This window comes from Streptomyces sp. NPDC091412, from assembly GCF_044756885.1.
Lineage (GTDB): Bacteria > Actinomycetota > Actinomycetes > Streptomycetales > Streptomycetaceae > Streptomyces.
In genome coordinates this window covers 515,313-534,742 of record NZ_JBIVTV010000003.1, presented here as the reverse complement: position 1 = coordinate 534,742, position 19,430 = coordinate 515,313, and the positions used below count along the sequence as shown (strand labels likewise).

Below are 19,430 nucleotides of genomic sequence, written 5' to 3'. Positions count from 1 at the left end.
TGTCACCTCCCGCTCGCAGTCCGGCCCAGTCGTCTCCGACTGTACGGGCGGGGTCCGACAATCGGCTCCGGCGGCCTGGATCGGGCCACGGCCGGCATCAGGGGACGGTGCGGGAGACGACGTAGACCATCGGCAGGACCGGGTTGGACAGGTTCACGACCACGTCCTGCGTGGGGGCGGGGTTCTTCTGGCCGTGAGTGAGGCCCCACCAGGGGCCGGTGCTGGTGAAGGTCCAGCCGGTGGTCTTCTTGTCCCGGGCGCCGACGGTGACGGCGCCCTCCTTCAGGTCGCTCCGGTTGACCCCCATGGCCTCCAGGAAGGAGGTGAGGCCCGGTTCGGTGGTCCGGAACTGGACGTAGAGACGGCTGGTCTTCCAGTTGTTCGTCTCGTAGTAGGAGACCTTGTCGGCCGGGTGCGGGATCGGCACCTGGTAGAGGCGGCGCTGGACCTTGGACGGGTAGCCGGGCGCGAGGCCCTTCACCGCGTACCGGGCCTCCTTGTCCTTGCCGCTGTCGCGGCTCTGGTTGGCGGAGATCACCAGGTAACCGGCCGGGACGCCGATGAGCAGCCCGATGATCAGCAGGGTGAGGGTCCTGCGGCGGTTGCGGTGCCGGCGGTCCTCGACACGCGGCGGCCGCCCGTCCGGGGGCGCCGCCTGGCGTGGCAACGACATCGTCACAGCGCCTCCCGGGCCGCGCGCCGCGCCTGCGCGTACCGCTCGTAGCGCTCGTACCGCTCGACCCGGCGCCGCTTGGCGCGCCGGAAGCGGCGGGCGACCAGCCGGGCGAGGTCTGCGGCGCCGACCATGCCGGCCTCGGGACCGAGCTGGGCGCGGGTGATACGGGCCTCGGGACGGTAGCCGCGGCCGGTGAGGTGCCGTTTGAACGCGTCCCGCGCGGGGCCGATCAGCAGGTCGTCGGCCGCGGAGACCCCGCCGCCGATGACGAAGCAGGACGGGTCGAGGGCGGCGGCCAGGTTGGCGATACCGACGCCGAGCCACTGGCCGATGTCCTCGAGCAGTTCGATGCACATGGCGTCGCCCTCGCGGGCCAGCTCGGTGATCATCGGCCCGGTGATGTCGGCGATGTTCCCTTTGACGTGCTCGATGATCCCGTAGGCGACCGGGGAGTCGGCCGCGGCCAGCTCACGCGCCTCGCGCACCAGGGCGTTGCCCGAGCTGTACTGCTCCCAGCAGCCGCGGTTGCCGCACGGGCAGCGGTGGCCGCCGGGCACGACCTGCATGTGCCCGAACTCGCCCGCGACACCGAATTTTCCCCGCTTGACCTGGCCGTCCTCCAGGATCGCGCCGCCGATCCCGGTACCCAGCGTGATCATGACGAGGTGGTCCTCGTCGCGGCCCGCGCCGAAGCGCCACTCGGCCCAGGCGGCGGCGTTGGCGTCGTTGTCCACCAGGACCGGCACGGACAGGCGTTCGGAGAGGCGGTCGCGCAGGGGTTCGTTGCGCCAGGACAGGTGGGGGGCGAACAGCACGCGGTTGCGGTCGGCGTCGACCCAGCCGGCCGCGCCGATGCCGACCGCGTGCACGTCGTGCCGGTCGGACAGGTCGAGGACCAGTTCGACGATGGTGTCCTCGACGACCTGCGGGCTCTTGGACTTGTCCGGGGTCTCCGTGCGGAGCCGCTCCAGGATGTTGCCGTCGGCGTCGACGACGCCCGCCATCACCTTGGTGCCGCCGATGTCGATGCCCACCGTGGGGACGCGGGGTGCGGTCAGGTGGGAGCGCCGCTCCCGGGTACCGACCGTGCGCAGTACGGGGGCGCGGTGGGAGCCGATGGGGGCGGTGAGGTCGCGGTAGGTGCTCATCGGGCCCGATTCTGCCGCACGGTGGTTAAGGGTTCCGTTCGGGGCACCGAGGGGTCGGTGCCCGGTTTGTACGGGATGCGGACGTGTCGGGGTCGTCGCGTCCGCGCTGCGGAGCGGCATGATGCCACAACCCCGCGGGCCCTCAGGTCCCTTGCAGCTCATGGCGTAGATCGTCCAGGTCGGTGCCGCCCGCCATCTGCCGGGTCAGCTCGTCCAGGGTGATCCCGTCCCGAGTGTGATGACCGACCATGGCACCCCGCCTCAGCAGGACGAATCGGTCACCTACAAGGTACGCGTGATGCGGGTTGTGGGTGATCAGCACAACACCCAGACCCTGGTCGCGGGCCGCCGCCACATACCTCAGCACCACGCCCGATTGCTTCACGCCGAGCGCCGCGGTCGGCTCGTCCAGGACGAGCACCTTCGCGCCGAGGTACACCGCGCGCGCGATGGCGACGCACTGGCGCTCGCCGCCCGACAGGGTGCCGATGGGCTGGTCGACGTCGCGCAGGTCGATTCCCATCCGCAGCAGTTCGGCCCGCGCCGTCCTGCGCATGAGGTCGACGTCCAGGCGCTTGAAGGGGCCGGCCCCCTTGCGGGGCTCGGAGCCGAGGAAGAAGTTCCGCCAGACCGGCATGAGGCCCACGACCGCCAGGTCCTGGTACACCGTGGCGATGCCCCGGTCCAGGGCGTCGCGCGGTGAGGTGAGCCGGGTCTCCTCGCCGTCGACGCGCAGGACGCCTTCGTCGTGCTGGTGCAGTCCCGCGATGATCTTGATCAGGGTCGACTTGCCGGCCCCGTTGTCGCCCAGGACGCAGGTGATCTCCCCCGCGTGGACCTCCAGGCCGACGTCCTCCAGGGCGCGGACACCGCCGTAGTGCTTGCTGACGCCGGACAGCTCCACGAGTGCCGTGCGTGCTTCGGTCTGCGTCACTTGATGGCCTCCGCCCGCCTGCGGACCCAGGTGTTGAGCAGGGTCGCGAGGAGCAGCATCGCTCCGAGGAAGAACTTGAACCAGTCGGGGTTCCACTCGGCGAAGACGATGCCCTTGCTGGTCATGCCGAACAGGAGGGCGCCGACCGCCGAGCCGATGGCGCTGCCGTAGCCGCCGGTGATCAGACAGCCGCCGATGACGGCGGCGATGATGTAGATCAGCTCGTTGCCCACGCCCTCGCCGGACTGCACCGCGTCGAAGGAGAAGAGCAGGTGCTGCCCGCAGATCCAGGCGCCGAGACCCACGCCCATGTAGAGGCCGGCCTTGGTTCCGGTGACCGGTACGCCGACCGCGCGGGCCGCGTCCTTGTTGCCGCCGACCGCGAAGATCCAGTTGCCGGTGCGGGTGCGCAGCAGGATCCAGGAGGCGAGGGCGACCAGGCCGAGCCACCACAGGATGGTGACCTTGACGTCGACGCCGCCGATGGTGAGGGTCGAGGCGAACACCGCGTGCGCGCTGGAGAAGCCCTCCATGTCGCCGATCGTCTTGGTGGAGACGGTGCCGTCGATCAGCTTGGTGAAGCCGAGGTTCATCCCGGTCAGCATCAGGAAGGTGCCCAGGGTGACGATGAAGCTGGGCAGCCGGGTACGGGTCAGCATGAAGCCGTTGAAGGCGCCGATCGCCAAAGTGACCAGGAGCGATACGCCGACTCCCACCCAGACGTTCGCGGTCATCTGGTAGCTGAACATCGAGGAGACCAGCGCGGAGGACGTCACCATCACGCCCGCCGACAGGTCGAACTCGCCGCCGATCATCAGCAGCGCGACCGGAACCGCCATGATGCCGATGGTCGAGGACGCGTACAGGACGGTGCTGAGGCTGGAGGCGCGCAGGAAGCCGTCCGCGGCGCAGGCGAAGAAGACGAACACGGCGATCGCGCCGACGACCGAGCCGAGCTCGGGACGGGTGAGCAGCCTGCGCAGCGCCGAGTTCTGCGGAAACGTTTCGGCAGCGGAGGTCTCCGGGTGGGCGGCAGGACGGTTCGTGGTCGTCCCGGTCATCGGGTGCCCCGCTTCGTGTACTCCTCCAGCGTGGCCGCCTGGTCCCTGGTGACGATCTGCGGGCCGGTGAGCACCGGCCGGCCGCCGCCGAGGACGTCACCGTTGTACTTGTAGAGCCAGAGCAGGTCGACGGCCTGGTAGCCCTGGAGGTAGGGCTGCTGGTCGACGGCGAAGCCGAGCGTGCCGTCCTTGAGCTCGGCGGCGACCTTGGCGTTCAGGTCGAAGGTGTCGACCTCGGCCCTGCTGCCGGCGTCGGCCTTCGCCTTGACGGCGGTGTCCGCGTACGGGGCGCCGAGCGTGACGACCGCGTCGACGGACCTGTCCGCCTGGAGCCTGGCGCCGATCGCGGCCTGCGTGTCCGGCATGTTGGTGCCGTTGACGTAGAGGTTCTCGACCGTGCCGGAGAAGGTCTTCGCCACCCCGGCACAGCGCTGCTCGTGCCCGACGTTGCCCTGCTCGTGCAGGACGCAGAGCACCTTCTTCCTTCCGCGCTCGGTCAGCTCCTGCCCGACGGCCTCACCGGCGACGGTCTCGTCCTGGCCGACGTGCGTGAGGGCGCCGTACGCCTTGGACTGCGCGGATCCGGAGTTGACCGTGATCACCGGGATGCCGGCCTTCTCGGCGCGGGCCACGGCGGCCTTGAGCGCGTCGGGCTTGGCGAGGGTGACGATGATGCCGTCGACCTTCTTGTCCACCGCGGCGTCCACGAGCTGGGCCTGCTGCTGGGCCTCGGCGTCGTGCGAGTACAGGAAGTTGATGTTGTCCTTGACCGCGGCCTGCTTGGCGCCGCTCTGCACGATGTCCCAGAACGTGTCGCCGTCCCCGGAGTGCGTGATCATCGCGAAGGTCCAGCGGGGGGTGTTCACGGCGGCTCTGCCCTGGGCCGACGCGGCCTTGCGGGCGTCCTCCGCCCGCTTGCCGCCGGTGCTGCTGCACCCCGCCAGCGACAGGGACAGTGCCCCTGTCAGCGCGATGACTACCCAGGTTGGAAACCGTGCCACGAGGCCGTGCCCTTCTTGCTGTGCCCGAACGTACGCAAGGGGCCGATGACCATCCCACCAGCCCCGAACGTTCCATTATCGGACACCGGAACCACTGGTTCCGCGGCCGGGGAGCGGTGACCGGTCACATTGTCCGGACATGAGGAGAGTGCCTGGATCACACCGGGCGGGCGCAGGGCACGGTCAGGGGCGTACGAGGAGCTGGAACTCGAAGGAGTAACGGGAGGGCCGGTAGGTGTGCGTGCCGTACTCCACCGCGCGGCCGGTGTCGTCGAAGGTGGTGCGCTGCATGGTGAGCAGCGGGGCACCCTCGGCCTCGGTGAGCCGCTCGGCCTCGGCGGAGGAGGCGGCGCGGGCGCCGATGCACTGGCGGGCGCTGTGCAGGGTGATCCCGGCGGCGCGCATCAGCCGGTACAGGCCGGTGGACTCCAGCTGACCGGTGTCCAGGTCGAGCAGTCCGGGCGGCAGGTAGTTGGTCAGATACGCCATCGGCTCGCCGTGGGTCAGGCGCAGCCGTTCGACGCGGTGGACCTCCTCGCCCTCGGCCACCCCGAGCGCGGCGGCGACCTCGGCGGAGGCCGGGACCACCGTGTTGACCAGGACCTTCGTCGCCGGGCGCTGACCGGCCGCCTCCAGGTCGTCGTAGAGGCTGCTCAGCTCCAGCGGGCGCTTGACGCGGCTGTGCACGACCTGCGTGCCGACACCGCGGCGGCGTACCAGGAGGCCCTTGTCGACCAGCGACTGGATGGCCTGGCGGACGGTGGGCCGGGACAGGCCGAGCCGCGCGGCGAGCTCGATCTCGTTGCCCAGCAGGCTGCCGGGGGTGAGGCTGCCGTGTTCGATCGCGGCCTCGAGCTGCTGGGACAACTGGAAGTACAGCGGTACCGGGGAACTCCGGTCCACATGGAGTTCGAGTGAGACGGTGGGGTCCACTTCTGGTTTCGGCACGGCCCGAGCGTAGCTCCGCGGCCGGTTGACGGGAAGTCGTGAAGTCCGATTGTCCGGACAAGCGGATTGACACGGTCCGGGGTCCGCCCTCACTTTGTTCCCATGCGCATCGGGGTCATCGGTACGGGCCGCATAGGCACCATCCACGCGAACACACTCAGCCGCCACCGCGAGGTCGGCTCATTGATCCTCACGGACGCCGATCCGGCGCGGGCACAGTCGCTCGCCCTCCGGCTGGGTGAGACGGCGGCACCGGGGGTGGACGAGATCTTCACCTGGGGCGTGGACGCGGTCGTGATCACCACGGCGACCTCGGCCCACGCCGAACTGATCGGCCGGGCGGCACGGTCGGGGCTCCCGGTGTTCTGCGAGAAACCGATCGCCCTGGACCTGCCGGGCACGTTACAGGCGCTCGCCGAGGTCGAAGCCGCCGGCACGGTGCTCCAGATGGGCTTCCAGCGCCGCTTCGACACGGGCTACGCCGGCGCGCGCGAGGCGGTGCGCTCCGGGCGCCTCGGCCGTCTGCACACGGTCCGCGCGCTCACCTCCGACCAGGCACCGCCACCGCCCCAGTGGCTTCCGCTCTCCGGCGGGCTTTTCAGGGACACCCTGATCCACGACTTCGACATGCTGCGCTGGGTGACGGGCCGCGAGGTCCTCAGCGTCTACGCGGCCGGATCCGACGCCGGCCCCGCGATGTTCCGCGAGGCGGGCGACGTCGACACGGGCGCGGCGCTGCTCACCCTCGACGACGGCACGCTCGCCACCGCCACCGCGACCCGCCTCAACGGCGCGGGCTACGACGTCCGCATGGAACTGGCCGGGGAGCGGGACCAGATCGTGGTCGGCCTCGACGACCGCACGCCGATCGCGTCCACCGAGCCGACCGGCCCACCGGCCGCGGACAAGCCCTGGCCCGACTTCCTGGAACGCTTCGGCCCCGCCTACGAAGCCGAACTGGCCGCGTTCGTGCAGGTGCTGCACGGTGAGCGCCCCAACCCGTGCGACGGCCGCGAGGCACTCCAGGCCCTGCGCATCGCCGAGGCCTGCGAGGTCTCCCGCCGTGAACACCGCCCGGTGAGCCTGGCGGAGATCCCGGGCGGCGACCGGGCGGTCTACCGGTGACGGACCCCCACCCACGGTGAGCCGCCGTCCGGGTGCCTGAACTCCCGGAGGCCCGGACGGCTTTCACACCGGCCGCCGGCTACCGGCCGAGCGGTGACTCCCGTCCGACCGGCGGCTTCCGGCCCAGCGGCGGCTTCCGGCCCAGCAGCGGCCTCCGCCCGACCAGGGGTGCCGGGCCGACCGCCGACGCGGTCACCCGGTGGCTGCCGGCCGAGCGGTAACTCACGTCCGACCGGCGGCTCCCCGTCGGCCAGAGGTTCCCCGCCGACCGCCGGCGCACGGCCGGCCGGTGGCTTCCGGCCAACCCGTGGCTCCGTCCAATCGGCGGTGCACAGCCAAACAGCGTCTCGCTGTCGAGCGGCGGCTCCCGTACGGCCAGCGGTGCCTGACCGACCGCCACCCCACGGCCGACCGGCGGCCACCGACCAATCCGTGCCCCCGCCCGACCGGCGGCGCGGCCGCCCCGGTGGGCACACCGGGGTGGGGCGGGTCACTGACGGGCACGGACCGTGGCGGGCTCGGCGCCCGCACACCGAGCTCACGGCCCGCGCCCGCTGACGGCCCCCAGCTCACCAGCCCGGCCCACCACCGGAACTCGCCCGCCCGCAGGCTCCGCGAGCGACACGCGGCCGGTGCGGTGGGAGAATGGGTGGTCGTGCGTGCCGCCTATGTCGAACAGCTGGGGCCACCCGACGTCATCCGCTTCGGTGAGTTGCCCGCTCCCGTGCCGGGGCCGGGCGAGGTGCTGGTGGATGTGCTGGCCACCACCGTCAACCCGGTGGACACCTTCGTCCGCTCGGGGCTGTTCCGCACACCGCTGCCGTTCCCGTTCGTGGTCGGGCGCGACCTGGTGGGCATGGTGGCGTCCGCGGGCTCCGGTTTCGCCGTCGGCGAGACGGTGTGGTGCAACAGCCTGGGCCACGACGGCCGGCAAGGAGCGGCCGCCGAACAGGCCGTGGTGCCCGCCGACCGCCTCTACCGGCTGCCGGCGGGCGTGCGCCCGGAGGAGGCGGTGGCCGTGTTCCATCCCGCCGCGACCGCCCATCTGGCGCTCTTCGCGCACGGCGGGCTGCGCCCCGGTGAGACGGTCCTGGTCGGTGGCGCGGCCGGCAACGTGGGCGGCGCGCTGGTGGAGTTCGCGCACCGGGCGCACGCGCGGGTCCTCGCCACGGCCGCGCCGCGTGACCACGAGCACGTTCGGTCCCTGGGCGCGGCGCAGGTCGTGGACTATCACGCCCCCGATCTCGCGGCGCGGCTGGCGCGGCTCGCTCCGTCCGGCGTCGGCGTCCACGTCGACACCTCGGGACACAACGATCTGAGGACCGCGGTCGACCTCCTCGCCCACCGCGGCCGCATCGTCGTCCTGTCCGGGGCCCGCGACGAGCCGGCCCTTCCGGTCGGTCCGCTCTACATGAAGGACGGCTCCCTGCGCGGGTTCGCCATCTCCAACGCCACAGCCGCGGAACTGGCCGAGGCGGCGACCGCCGTCAACGACCTCCTGGCCTCGGGCGGGCTGCGGCCCCGTTCGGTGGAGTACCTCCCCCTGAGCGCCGCGGCGGAGATCCACCAGCGCATGGAACGGGGCGAACTCCACGGCCGGCGCGTGGTGCTGCGCCCCTGACCCGGGCCCGTCCGGCACCTGCCCGCCGCCGGCTCCCCGTTCCGCGGGAGCGGTCGTCCGGGCAGCCCACCGCCGCCGGGCGCACAGCACCGGGACGGGGTGACCGACCACGAGGGCCACTCCCAGCCCGACGAAGTGGACGCTGCTCAGGAAGACCCGCGGCTCCGGCCCCTTCCGAGGCCGGGGCCGGAACCGGGCAGCGGCTCGCCCCGCGGCCGGTGTGCGTGGAGGGTCCGCGAGGCGAGGGACGTGCGGTGGACTCGTGTGTCAGCAGCCGAAGTTGACGAGCCTGAACGTGACGTAGTGGTCCGCGGTGTAGTAGTCCTCCCGGGTCTTCTGGCCGGTGACTATGCGTCGGGCACCACGGTCGGGGGAGCCCGGGGTGACGACCGTGTACTCGTGGTAGTACCCGGTCGACTGCTTGGGCAGGACGCCCTCGCGGTTCTGGAAGACGGAGCCGTCCTGGGAGTACGGGTAGGGACCGCCCTTGTCGATCAGACGGAGCGTGTCGTACGCCTGGGAGGGCAGCGCGCTGTAGCAGATGCTGCCGACCGCGGTCGCGGCGGCGTCGGCCGGGGCGGCGGCGACGGTGCCACCGACCAGGAGGGCGGACAGGAGGGCGCCGGCAGCGCCGATGCGGGTGGCGCGTGGGGGGAATCTCATGCGCTCATCATGACGCGCGTAGACACTGGCATGTCGATGACAAGTCCGAGGAATTTACCGTCAAGTTCGATGAATTCGCGGGGAGTTAATCCAGGTCGGAACCGTACCGGGGGCGGTAGGTGCGGCGGCCGAGGAGGAAGGCGCCGGCACGGTCGAAGACCTCGGCCGTGAACCGGCCGAAGCCCTCGTCACCGGTCGGACCCCACCGGCCCCGAAACCCATCGGCACCCGAACTCATCGGCCCCCGCTGGGCGGGGCGTGCCGGTCCGTACGGCTACGGCCGGCCGCCCCGCGGGTACGGACGGGTCAGCCGCCCAGTTCCTGGTGACGGGCCGCCAGTGCGGCCGCGCCCTGCTCGGTCAGCGTGCCGAACAGACGGAGCCGGGAGATGCCTCCGTCCGGGAAGATGTCCACGCGCGCGTGCGTGCCGACGGCCGCCGCGGGCAGCACGAAGCGGTGGTTGGTGTCGGGCTGGAGACGGGTGCGCGGCAGGATCTCCGTCCACTCGCCGTCCTCCCCGTCCTTGACGGAGACCGACGCCCAGCCGGCGCTGTTGCCCTTGAGGTAGGCGGTGTCGATCTCCAGGGCGCGGATCTCGGTGTGCCCGGCGAGGCGATAGCTGATCCAGTCGTTGCCCTGGTCGCGGCGGCGGCGGGTCTCCCAGCCGTCGTCCATCTTGCGGGAACGGCCCGGCTGGATGGTGTTGGTGGCCGGCGAGTAGAAGAGGTTGGAGGCGTCCACGACGCTGCCGCCGTTCTCCAGCGCCACCACGTCGAAGGTGCCGAGCGCGGCCAGCCACGCGGGGTCGGGCACGACCTCGCCGTACACCCGCAGGCGCGCGATGCCGCCGTCGGGGTGCTGCTTGAGACGCAGGTGCGTGAAGCGCTGCTCGGCGTTCACCTCGAAGCCGTTGTCCGCGTGGCCGCCGACGGCGGTGCGCGGGACGAGGGTCGTCCACTTGACGTCGTCGGCGAGGAGTTCCTCGGGCGTGGGGGCGCCGTCGACCGAGGCGCCCTCGACGGAGACGGCCTGCGGGTAGTTGCCGCGGAAGTGGGCGGTGTCCACGACGATGCCGCGGACGACGCCGGGCGCGCCGAGCCGGATCAGCGCCCAGTCGTGGTCGTCCTCGGCGGGCCAGGGGTGCTCGGCCGAGACGCCGCGCCGGCGGCGGGTCTCCCAGCCGTCCATGACCTTGCCCTTGTGCCCGAAGTCCTCGGGGTCGAACTCGGCCCGCTCGGGCACCAGCAGGTTCTCGCGCTGGGCGAAGAACTCGTCGTTGGCGGCGATGACACCCGCGCCGAGCCGGCGGTCGGCCAGGTTGGCGTGCCGGGTGAAGGGGAAGTCGGCCGTACGGAAGTCGGCGTACGCGTCGCCGCCGCCGTAGGGGTTCGCGTCGCCGGTGAAGCTCAGGGTCGCCGTCACGGTGATCAGTTCGTCCTTTCCAGAAGTCGGCCGGTGGGTTCGGTGAAGTGGCCGTCGAGCACAGGGCCGTAGATGCGCTCGCCGCGCAGCCAGGTGGATTTCACGACACCGCGCAGGGTCTTGCCCGCGTACGCGGTGATGCGGTTGCGGTGCTGGAGTGCGGCGGGGTCGACGGTGAAGGTCTCGTCGGTGGCCAGGACCGCGAAGTCGGCGTCCCGGCCGGGCGCGATGGCGCCCTTGCGGTCCAGACCGGCGAGGTTCGCGGTGCGTTCGGACATCCACCGGACCACGTCCTCGATGCCGTGGCCGCGCCGGGCCGCCTCGGTCCAGATGGCCGGCAGGCTCAGCTGGAGCGAGGATATGCCGCCCCAGGCGGTGGCGAAGTCGGCCGTCTTGAGGTCCACGGTGGACGGCGAGTGGTCGGTGACGACGCAGTCGATGGTGCCGTCGGCGAGCGCGGCCCACAGCAGGTCCTGGTTGGCGGCCTCGCGGATCGGCGGGCAGCACTTGAACTCGCTGGCCCCGTCGGGCACTTCCTCGGCGGTGAGGGTGAGGTAGTGCGGGCAGGTCTCGACGCTGAGGCGAACGCCCTCGCGCTTGGCGGCGGCGATCAGCGGCAGTGCGCCGGAGGACGACAGGTGCAGGATGTGGACCCGCGCGCCGAGCCGGCGGGCCAGGGCGATGAGCCCGTCGATGGCGCTGTCCTCGGAGACCTGGGGGCGGGTCTGCAGGAAGTCGGCGTACTTCGGACCGCTCAACCGGGGGGCGAGCCCGAGTTCGTGCGGGTCCTCCGCGTGCACGATGAGCAGCCCGCCGAAGCCCGCGATCTCCGCCATGGACGCGGTCAGCTGGTCATGGTTCAGCTCCGGGAACTCGTCGACCCCGGACGGGGACAGGAAGCACTTGAAGCCGAAGACGCCCGCGTCGTGCAGCGGCCGCAGGTCCTTGACGTTGTCCGGGAGCGCGCCGCCCCAGAACCCGACGTCGATGTGGGCCTTGCTGCGGGCCACCTCCCGCTTGACGCGCAGGTTGTCGACGGTGGTCGTCGGCGGCAGCGAGTTGAGGGGCATGTCGACGAGGGTGGTGATGCCTCCGGCGGCGGCCGCCCGGGTGGCCGTCCAGAAGCCCTCCCAGTCGCTGCGCCCGGGGTCGTTCACATGGACATGGGTGTCGACGAGGCCGGGCAGCAGAGCGTCGTCACCGACGTCCTCAAGCCACGCTCCCGCCGGAACCTCGGCGTCGTGCGGCAGTACCGCCACGATCCGGCCGTCGGCGACGGTGACGGACGCGGGGCGCACGCCCTCGGGGGTGACGACGCGTGTGGAGCGCAGTACGAGCTGTACGTCGGGCAACGGACGCCCCTCCTCTGGTGCTGTTCCTCTATTCACTGTCACTCACCCGCAAGGCAAGCAATATTCCGGAGAGCGGAAACAAGTTTCCTGTAGACGGAGTCTTCATGGCCGAACCTCATGAGTCAAGACCTTCTTGGCGGAGCGGACCTCGTCGCGGCGGCCTGCGCGGGCCTCGTGCGACCTGCGTCAACGCGTGCGCGGGGGCCAGTTGACCATGCGCTTGGGCCGGGGCGGCGCGTATGTGCGCACCTTGGAGGTGGACAGGCCGAGCCGGACGAGGGACTCGGCGATCGTCACGGCGGCGGTCACGCCGTCGACGACCGGGACGCCGGTGCGCTCGGCGACGCGCTCGGTGAGCCCGGACATGCCCCCGCAGCCGAGGCAGATCACCTCAGCCCGGTCCTCCTCCACCGCGCGGGCGGCCTGTTCGGCGATCGCGGCGACGGCGGCCTTCTCGTCCCGCTCCAGATCGAGCACGGCGAGCCCGCTGGCCCGCACGGAGGCGCACCGGGCGCTCAGCCCGGCGATGTGGAGGCGCTCCTCGATCAGCGGGACCGTGCGGTCCAGGCTGGTGACGACGGAGTAGGAGCGGCCGAGGAACTGGGCGGTGCTCGCGGCGGCCTCGGTGATGTCGACGACGGGTACGTCGAGCAGTTCCTGAAGGCCCTCGCGGCCGTGCTCGCCGTATCCGGCCTGGATCACGGCGTCGAAGGGTCCGGAATGGGCGCGGACGGCCTCCATCACGGCGATGGCGGCGAGGTAGCTCTCGTAGTTGCCCTCCACGGACTCCGCTCCGAAGGACGGGGTCAGCGGGACGATCTCGGTGCCGGGGGACGCCGCACCCGCCGCCTGTTCACCGATCGAGTCGGTGATGGACTGCGTGGTGTTGACGTTCACGACGAGGATGCGCATGGTTCGCTTTCTGGGTGGTCCTGCTGGACGGCTCGTTCGTGGCTGACCCACGGCTGGTTCGTGGCCGGTTCGCGGCTCATTCGGCGGCGACCGCGATGGCCTCGCCGTCCACGTCGTGGATCAGGGCGCCGCGGTCGGCGATGACCGTGTAGAAGACGGCGGCGAGGATGGCGCCGACGAACCAGGAGAAGCCGGCCACGGCGTGGAGGACCGGCACCAGGGCGAGGACGACGGCGATGGCCGCGGACGGCACGAAGGCCCAGACGGCCCGCGGGTTGTAGCCGCGGCGGTAGTGGTACTCGCCCTGCGCGTCCTCGGTGTAGAGGTCGGGCACGTTGATCCGGGCCCTGCGCAGCAGCCAGTAGTCCGCCATGATCACGCCGAAGAGGGGCCCGAGCAGGGCGCCGAGTCCGCCGAGGAAGTACTCCACCGCGATCGGGCTGTTGTAGAGGTTCCACGGCGTGATCACCAGGCCGGCGATCGCGCTCACGAGGCCGGCGCGGCGGAAGTTCAGCCGGTGCGGGAAGAGGTTGACCAGGGCGTAGATCGGTGCCACGAAGTTGGCCAGCAGGTTCACCGCGACGGTCAGGGCGATGAGGGCGAGCGAGGCCGCGGCCAGCAGGATCATGTTCGGGATGGTGCGGACGATGTCCGTGGGGCTGGTGATGATCTGCCCGTCGAGCTTGAACTGCGCGCCGCTGAGCACCGCCACGATGACGGCGAAGAAGAGCATGTTCACCGGGATGCCGATCACGTTGCCGCGGACGATGGAGGCGCGGCTCCTGGCCGACCGGGTGAAGTCGCAGAAGTTCAGTACGAAGGTGCCGTAGATCACCACCCACAGGGCGGCGCCCTGGAAGATGTGCAGCCACATCGCGCCGCCGGTGAGCGCGGCGCCGTCGGACAGGGAGATCGATCCGCCGGCCCGGAAGAACATCCAGGCGGCCAGGGCGGACATGGTGATCAGCGTGGTGGGCGCGGCGAAGGCCATGTAGCGCCGAATCATCTGCATGCCGTAGCTCACGATGAGCACCTGGAGCACCCAGAGGGCCATGAAGGTGAGCCAGCCGAGCAGGGTCTGGCCGAGCACGGAATGCGCCTGGAGCCGGCTCAGGCCGGGGAACAGGGCCACCAGCAGCGCGCTCAGGACGGCGGAGGCGAGGTAGGTCTGGATGCCGAACCAGGCAATGGCGACGGCGCCGCGGACGCCGGCCGGTATCTTCGCGCCCTTGATGCCGAAGGCGATGCGGCTCATGACGGGAAACGGGACGCCCGTCTTGTGTCCCATGAACCCGGACAGGGTGAGCAGCAGGAAGAGCAGGACGGAAGCGAGTGCGAAGGCGGCCAGGATGCCCCACACGTTCAGGCCGAGCGCGAACAGACCGATCGCGAAGGCGTAGTTTCCGAGGCTGTGCACATCGTTGGCCCAGAGCGTGAAGACGTTGTAGGCGCCCCAGCGGCGCCCTTCTTTCTTCGTGGGGGCGAGATCGTACGTGTACAGGCCGGAACTGGCTGTGTTGCCTGTGTTGCCGGTATCCACGGACGATCGGTCATCCACAGCAGGAGGCATAGGGGGCTCCCGGGGAGGGGAAAGTGGGGGAACGTTCGGTGTTTTCCACAGAACGGAAGTAAACTTCCGGTGGCCAGAACGTAGTTTTCACCGAGAGCACCGTCAAGAGCCCGACCGCAATGCAGACAAGGATATGGACAAACCCTTGCTGATCGGTAGGAACATCCCGTGACGGACCTCGGTAGGCATCCGACCAGGCCGGTAGCATGCGGCCACACCCGCAGAAAGGAATGCGACGTGCCGCCGTCAGACGAGCGCAAGTCCTCCGCCTCCGCCGGCCCCGCCGCCACCGGTGGGGTCCAGTCCCTCGAGCGTGCCTTCGACCTGCTCGAGCGGATGGCGGACGCCGGGGGCGAGGTGGGTCTGAGCGAACTCTCCGCCGCGAGCGGTCTGCCGCTGCCCACCATCCACCGGCTGATGCGGACCCTGGTCGCCTGCGGCTATGTGCGGCAGCAGCCGAACCGGCGGTACTCGCTCGGTCCCCGCCTCATCCGCCTCGGCGAGTCCGCCTCGCGGCTGCTCGGCACGTGGGCGCGGCCGTACCTGGCACGGCTGGTGGAGGAGACCGGCGAGACCGCGAACATGGCACTGCTGGACGGGGACGAGATCGTCTACGTGGCGCAGGTGCCGTCCAAGCACTCCATGCGGATGTTCACCGAGGTGGGCCGCAGGGTGCTGCCGCACTCCACGGGCGTCGGCAAGGCCCTGCTGGCGCACACGTCCGACAACGAGGTGCGCGCGCTGCTGGCCCGCACCGGCATGCCGGCCGCCACGGACAAGACCATAACCACCCCGGACGGCTTCCTGGCGGCCCTGCAGGACGTCCGCCGGCTCGGCTACGCGGTCGACGACAACGAGCAGGAGATCGGGGTCCGCTGCCTCGCGGTCACCGTCCCCGACAGCCCCACCGCCGCGGCGATCTCCATCTCCGGCCCGGCGGGCCGGGTCACGGACACGGCGACGGAACGGATCGTCCCGGTCCTCCAGCAGGTGGCGAGAGAACTGTCCAAGGCCCTCGCCAGCTCGGGCCCGGCGGCCTGATTCCCGGCCCGCCGGCTGCCGGTCGGCGCATCCCGCCCACGGACGTGCGCGTCCCCGCCCGCGGGCGGGGACGCGCACGCGGTGACGGACCGCCAACCGGGCGGCCCGAAGGGGCTGGGCCCCGGCCGGCCCCTGCCCCCGGCCCGCCCCTGCCCCGGCCGGGGCCGGCACGCACCACCGGCCAACCGGCTCCACCCCGGCCGCCCCGGTTCCCGCCCCCCACCACCGGGCCGGCCGCCGCCCTCAGGCCCTTCCTCGTTCGCCCAGTCGGTGTCCCGAATCACCGGGGCGGTCGGCGGCTGGAGGGGCCAGCCGTCCGTCTCTCATCTCCAGCACCGCGTCCGCCGCGCCCAGGTGGGTGCGGTCGTGGGTGACGAGGACGGTCGCCGTGCCGCGGGCACGGGTGAGGCTGGTCAGCAGGTCGAGGACGGCCGCGCCGCGTTCGTGGTCGAGGGCGCTGGTGGGCTCGTCGACCAGGAGGACGGAAGGGTCGTTCATCAGCGCACGGGCGATGTTGACACGCTGGCGCTGACCGCCGGAGAGCTGGTGCGGCCGCCGGTGCGCCCGGTCGGCGAGGCCCACGGCGGCCAGGAGTTCACGGACCCGGCCCGCCGCCGCCCGGCGGCCGTCCAGACGGGCCATCACCTCCAGCTGCTCCGCCGCCGTCAGCGACGGCAGCAGGTTGGGCTGCTGGAAGACGATCCCGATGCCGCGGCGGCGCAGCACCGCCCGCTCCGCGGCGCTCAGCTCCCCGGTCGGCGTACCGTCCACGCATACGCGTCCGCTGTCCGGCGTGATCAGCGTGGCCGCGACCGCGAGCAGGCTGGACTTGCCCGAGCCGGACGGCCCGGCCACCGCCGTGACCGTGCCCGCGGGCACCTCCAGGCGTACCCGGTCCAGGGCGGTGAGCCTGCCGTCGCCGTCGGGATAGGTCAGGGTGATGTCGTCGAGGAGCAGGCTCATCGCACGCCTCCCAGCGCGGTCAGCGGGTCGACGGCGGTGATCCGCCGGACGGAGAGGCCGGCGCCCAGCACGCCCAGGGCGGCCATCACCGCGGCGGGCAGCAGGACGGTCGGCAGGTCGAGCACGAAGGGAATCGCGCCGCCCCGTACCAGGGCACCGGTCAGGGCCGCGAGCCCGGTGCCGAGCAGCGTCCCGGCGGCGAGCAGCACCGCGGCCTGTCCCAGCGCGTCGCGCAACAGGTGGCCGGTGGAGGCGCCGAGCGCCTTGAGTACGGCGATGTCGGGGGACCGCTGGATCGTCCACACCGTGAAGAACGCCCCGACGACCAGCGCGGAGATGGCGAACAGGAAACCGCGCATCAGTTGCAGCGAGCCGTTCTCGGCCTGGTAGGAGCCGATCGCGGTCAGCGCGTCGTCCTTGGCGAGGGTCTTCGTGCCGGCGCTCCGGTCCCCGGCCGGAACGTCGGCGCCCCGCGTGCGCAGCGCGATCACGGTCGCCCGGCCGCCGTCCCACGCCGTCCACACCACGGGCGTGTGGCTGTAGGAGGCACCGCCCGTCACGGCCGCCACGGTCCGGACGGCGGAGCCGAGACGGACCCGGTCCCCGGCGGCGACGCCGAGTGCGGACGCTGCCTCGGCGGAGAGCACGGCCCGCCCGGGCGCCACGCCGTCCGGTGCGATGCCGGCCGCCGGGCGTACGGCGAACACGGACACCGCCGCCGTACGGCTCCCGGCGGCCGCGTCGAGCGTGCGGATCGCGACCGGCTCCGCGTACGGAACGCGTTCCGCCCACCGCCGGACGGCCTCCGGCGGCAGCGAGGAACCGGTGAACGACACCGGCCGGCCGCCGGGTGGCGCGGCGAAGGCGAGGTGGTCGGCGGGCAGGCCCTTCACCGCCGAGACGTTCTCCTCGGCCAGCCCGGCGGTGAGCCCGGACAACAGCCCCACGAGCAGGGTGATCAGTGTGACCACGGCTCCCATCAGGGCGAACCGCCCCTTGGCGAAGCGCAGGTCTCTCCATGCGACGAACATGTCCTCCACCCTGCGCGGCACCGCCCCCGCCGGGCATCGCGCCGGGGCACGGCTGCCGCGGATCGAAGGACGCACCCGTCTTTCGAACTTTCGGTTGACCGGCGCCCCGCCCGGCCCGCCTACCCTGGACCCGTCATGGATGTCCGCACCCACTCCCCCGTCGTCGTCACCCTGCGCCTGTGCCTGTACGCGCTGTTCGCAGGCCTGCTCGCGCTCGCCGCGGTCCGCGCGCCGAGTCCTGCCACGGTGGTGGCGGCTCTCGGCACGGGCGCGGTGTTCGCCTGGGGTGTGCTGCGCCCGGCGGTGCAGCGCTCCCGGCGTGCGGCGGCGATGTGGCTGGCGGCACTCGGCGTGGCCTGGCTGGTGCTGCTCGCGTTCTCTCCCGAGGCCCTGTGGGCGGCCTTCCCGCTGTACTTCCTGCAACTGCACCTGCTGCCGGTGCGCTGGAGCCTGCCCGCGGTCGCCGCGACCGCGGGCGCGGCCATCGCCGGTTTCATCGGGCACGGGGGGCAGGTCACCGCGGGCGCGTTCATCGGCCCGCTGCTCGGCGCGGCGGTCGCCGTCGCCACGGTCCTCGGCTACGAGGCCCTGTACCGGGAGAGCGAGCGGCGCCGTGAGCTGATCGAGGAGCTGGTGGCCACCCGCGCCGAGCTGGCCGGCGCCGAGCGCACCGCCGGCACGCTGGCGGAGCGGGAGCGGCTGGCCCGGGAGATCCACGACACGCTCGCCCAGGGCCTGTCCAGCATCCAGCTGCTGCTGCGTGCCGCCCAGCGTGCGCTGCCCGACGGCTCCCCGGCCGCCGCGCACATCGAGCAGGCCCGCGCGACCGCGCAGGACAACCTCGCCGAGGCCCGCCGCTTCGTGCACGCGCTGACCCCGCCCGACCTGGAACGCGGCTCACTGGCCGGAGCCCTGGAACGGCTGTGCTCGGGCGTGGCCGCGCCGACCAAGGTCCGCTTCACGGTGAGCGGCACTCCGGCCGAGCTGCCCACCCCCTACGAGGTGGCGCTGCTCAGGATCGCCCAGTCGGCGCTCGGCAACACCCTGCGGCACGCCCGCGCCCACCGCGCGGAGATCACCCTGAGCTTCATGGACACGGCGGTGGCGTTGGACGTCGTCGACGACGGCGCGGGTTTCGATCCCGGCGCCGGGCACACCGCCGCACGGCCCGACCGGGCGGCGGACGGCGGTTTCGGGCTGCCCGCGATGCGCTCGCGGGCCGAGGCGCTGGGCGGGACGTTCGCCGTGGAGTCGGCGCCCGGCCAGGGCACCGCGGTGGCGGTCACGCTGCCGTACCCGGTCTCCGGGGGCGGCGTATGACGATCCGGCTGCTGCTGGCGGACGACCATCCCGTGGTCCGTGCGGGCCTGAAGGCGGTGCTGTCCGCCGAGCCCGACTTCGAGATCGCCGGGGAGGCGCCGACGGCGGAGCGCGCCGTGGAGCTGGCCGCGGCGGGCGGTGTGGACGTGGTGCTGATGGATCTGCAGTTCGGCACGGGCGGCGCGCACGGTGCGGAGGCGACGGCGGCGATCACCGCCCGGCCCGGCGCCCCGCGCGTCCTGGTGCTGACCACGTACGACACCGACGCGGACATCCTCGCCGCGGTGGAGGCCGGTGCGGCGGGCTACCTCCTGAAGGACGCGCCGCCGCAGGAGCTGGCCGCCGCGGTGCGCACCGCCGCCTCCGGCCGCTCTGCCCTCGCGCCCGCGGTCGCCCACCGGCTGATGGACCGCATGCGCACGCCCGCAGCCGCGCTCAGCCGCCGCGAACTGGAGGTGCTGGAACTGGTCCGCGACGGCCTGTCCAACCTTCAGATCAGCAAGCGCCTGTTCCTGAGCCAGGCCACGGTGAAGTCCCATCTGGTGCACATCTACGCCAAGTTGGGCGTCGAGTCGCGTACCGCGGCGGTGGCGGCGGCGACCGGGCAGGGCCTCATCCGGCGCCTGAGACCGTGACGGGCAC

The 19,430-nt window shown here is 72.1% G+C and carries 18 protein-coding genes; 5 read left to right on the top strand and 13 right to left on the bottom strand.

From position 1 onward, the window contains the following. Positions 1-97: 97 nt before the first annotated feature. The 6 genes from ACIQMV_RS10450 to ACIQMV_RS10425 form a co-directional block, all read right to left on the bottom strand. A complete protein-coding gene (locus ACIQMV_RS10450; protein WP_141356907.1) occupies positions 98-679 on the bottom strand; it encodes a sugar kinase in 582 nt (193 codons plus the stop codon). Then, positions 676-1,824: an ROK family glucokinase gene (locus tag ACIQMV_RS10445; protein WP_402592326.1), complete on the bottom strand. Its 1,149-nt coding sequence runs from the start codon at positions 1,822-1,824 to the stop codon at positions 676-678. The genes ACIQMV_RS10450 and ACIQMV_RS10445 overlap by 4 nt, the downstream gene beginning before the upstream one ends. A gap of 142 nt (positions 1,825-1,966) precedes the next feature. Continuing rightward, entirely contained in the window at positions 1,967-2,758 is a 792-nt protein-coding gene (locus ACIQMV_RS10440; protein ID WP_141356911.1) for an ATP-binding cassette domain-containing protein, read from the bottom strand. Continuing rightward, complete coding sequence (locus ACIQMV_RS10435) at positions 2,755-3,819, bottom strand: ABC transporter permease (protein ID WP_402592325.1); 1,065 nt, start codon at positions 3,817-3,819, stop codon at positions 2,755-2,757. Before ACIQMV_RS10435 ends, ACIQMV_RS10440 begins: the two co-directional genes overlap by 4 nt. Continuing rightward, on the bottom strand, positions 3,816-4,820 hold the full coding sequence (locus ACIQMV_RS10430) for a sugar ABC transporter substrate-binding protein (protein WP_402592324.1): 1,005 nt from the start codon (positions 4,818-4,820) through the stop codon (positions 3,816-3,818). Before ACIQMV_RS10430 ends, ACIQMV_RS10435 begins: the two co-directional genes overlap by 4 nt. Positions 4,821-5,003: 183 nt before the next feature. Beyond that, positions 5,004-5,753, bottom strand: coding sequence for a GntR family transcriptional regulator (locus tag ACIQMV_RS10425; protein ID WP_141366108.1), 750 nt, complete (start codon positions 5,751-5,753; stop codon positions 5,004-5,006). 117 nt (positions 5,754-5,870) lie between these two features. Here ACIQMV_RS10425 and ACIQMV_RS10420 point away from each other — a divergent pair, with 117 nt between their 5' ends. Next, on the top strand, positions 5,871-6,893 hold the full coding sequence (locus ACIQMV_RS10420; protein ID WP_401770893.1) for a Gfo/Idh/MocA family oxidoreductase: 1,023 nt from the start codon (positions 5,871-5,873) through the stop codon (positions 6,891-6,893). 655 nt (positions 6,894-7,548) lie between these two features. Further along, positions 7,549-8,514, top strand: a complete 966-nt coding sequence (locus ACIQMV_RS10415; RefSeq protein WP_402592323.1) for an NADPH:quinone reductase — start codon at positions 7,549-7,551, stop codon at positions 8,512-8,514. Positions 8,515-8,781: 267 nt separating this feature from the next. Here the strand turns inward: ACIQMV_RS10415 and ACIQMV_RS10410 are convergent, their stop codons facing one another. The 5 genes from ACIQMV_RS10410 to ACIQMV_RS10390 form a co-directional block, all read right to left on the bottom strand. Further along, positions 8,782-9,177, bottom strand: coding sequence for a ribonuclease domain-containing protein (locus tag ACIQMV_RS10410; RefSeq protein WP_402592322.1), 396 nt, complete (start codon positions 9,175-9,177; stop codon positions 8,782-8,784). A gap of 306 nt (positions 9,178-9,483) precedes the next feature. After that, complete coding sequence (alc, locus tag ACIQMV_RS10405) at positions 9,484-10,599, bottom strand: allantoicase (RefSeq protein WP_402592321.1); 1,116 nt, start codon at positions 10,597-10,599, stop codon at positions 9,484-9,486. Positions 10,600-10,604: 5 nt separating this feature from the next. Continuing rightward, a complete protein-coding gene (gene allB / locus ACIQMV_RS10400; protein WP_402592320.1) occupies positions 10,605-11,951 on the bottom strand; it encodes an allantoinase AllB in 1,347 nt (448 codons plus the stop codon). A gap of 186 nt (positions 11,952-12,137) precedes the next feature. Continuing rightward, complete coding sequence (locus ACIQMV_RS10395; RefSeq protein WP_402592319.1) at positions 12,138-12,863, bottom strand: aspartate/glutamate racemase family protein; 726 nt, start codon at positions 12,861-12,863, stop codon at positions 12,138-12,140. Between the two features lie 76 nt (positions 12,864-12,939). After that, positions 12,940-14,433, bottom strand: coding sequence for an NCS1 family nucleobase:cation symporter-1 (locus ACIQMV_RS10390; protein ID WP_402592318.1), 1,494 nt, complete (start codon positions 14,431-14,433; stop codon positions 12,940-12,942). A 237-nt stretch (positions 14,434-14,670) separates the two neighbouring features. On the opposite strand from ACIQMV_RS10390, the gene ACIQMV_RS10385 reads away from it, so the two are divergent. Beyond that, positions 14,671-15,474: an IclR family transcriptional regulator gene (locus tag ACIQMV_RS10385; protein ID WP_141356922.1), complete on the top strand. Its 804-nt coding sequence runs from the start codon at positions 14,671-14,673 to the stop codon at positions 15,472-15,474. A 243-nt stretch (positions 15,475-15,717) separates the two neighbouring features. Here the strand turns inward: ACIQMV_RS10385 and ACIQMV_RS10380 are convergent, their stop codons facing one another. Continuing rightward, positions 15,718-16,437, bottom strand: coding sequence for an ABC transporter ATP-binding protein (locus ACIQMV_RS10380; protein ID WP_402592317.1), 720 nt, complete (start codon positions 16,435-16,437; stop codon positions 15,718-15,720). Then, complete coding sequence (locus ACIQMV_RS10375; protein ID WP_402592316.1) at positions 16,434-17,468, bottom strand: ABC transporter permease; 1,035 nt, start codon at positions 17,466-17,468, stop codon at positions 16,434-16,436. Before ACIQMV_RS10375 ends, ACIQMV_RS10380 begins: the two co-directional genes overlap by 4 nt. Before the next feature lie 135 nt (positions 17,469-17,603). Here ACIQMV_RS10375 and ACIQMV_RS10370 point away from each other — a divergent pair, with 135 nt between their 5' ends. Then, entirely contained in the window at positions 17,604-18,788 is a 1,185-nt protein-coding gene (locus ACIQMV_RS10370) for a sensor histidine kinase (RefSeq protein WP_402592315.1), read from the top strand. Next, entirely contained in the window at positions 18,785-19,423 is a 639-nt protein-coding gene (locus ACIQMV_RS10365; RefSeq protein ID WP_141356929.1) for a response regulator transcription factor, read from the top strand. The genes ACIQMV_RS10370 and ACIQMV_RS10365 overlap by 4 nt, the downstream gene beginning before the upstream one ends. Positions 19,424-19,430: the final 7 nt, after the last annotated feature.

Bases quoted from the DNA above. Each gene is read 5' to 3' on its own strand.
- ACIQMV_RS10445 (WP_402592326.1), bottom strand. From the start codon at position 1,824: ATGAGCACCTACCGCGACCTCACCGCCCCCATCGGCTCCCACCGCGCC.
- ACIQMV_RS10435 (WP_402592325.1), bottom strand. From the start codon at position 3,819: ATGACCGGGACGACCACGAACCGTCCTGCCGCCCACCCGGAGACCTCC.
- ACIQMV_RS10420 (WP_401770893.1), top strand. From the start codon at position 5,871: ATGCGCATCGGGGTCATCGGTACGGGCCGCATAGGCACCATCCACGCG.
- ACIQMV_RS10410 (WP_402592322.1), bottom strand. From the start codon at position 9,177: ATGAGATTCCCCCCACGCGCCACCCGCATCGGCGCTGCCGGCGCCCTC.
- ACIQMV_RS10395 (WP_402592319.1), bottom strand. From the start codon at position 12,863: ATGCGCATCCTCGTCGTGAACGTCAACACCACGCAGTCCATCACCGAC.
- ACIQMV_RS10390 (WP_402592318.1), bottom strand. From the start codon at position 14,433: ATGCCTCCTGCTGTGGATGACCGATCGTCCGTGGATACCGGCAACACA.
- ACIQMV_RS10380 (WP_402592317.1), bottom strand. From the start codon at position 16,437: ATGAGCCTGCTCCTCGACGACATCACCCTGACCTATCCCGACGGCGAC.
- ACIQMV_RS10375 (WP_402592316.1), bottom strand. From the start codon at position 17,468: ATGTTCGTCGCATGGAGAGACCTGCGCTTCGCCAAGGGGCGGTTCGCC.
- ACIQMV_RS10370 (WP_402592315.1), top strand. From the start codon at position 17,604: ATGGATGTCCGCACCCACTCCCCCGTCGTCGTCACCCTGCGCCTGTGC.
- ACIQMV_RS10365 (WP_141356929.1), top strand. From the start codon at position 18,785: ATGACGATCCGGCTGCTGCTGGCGGACGACCATCCCGTGGTCCGTGCG.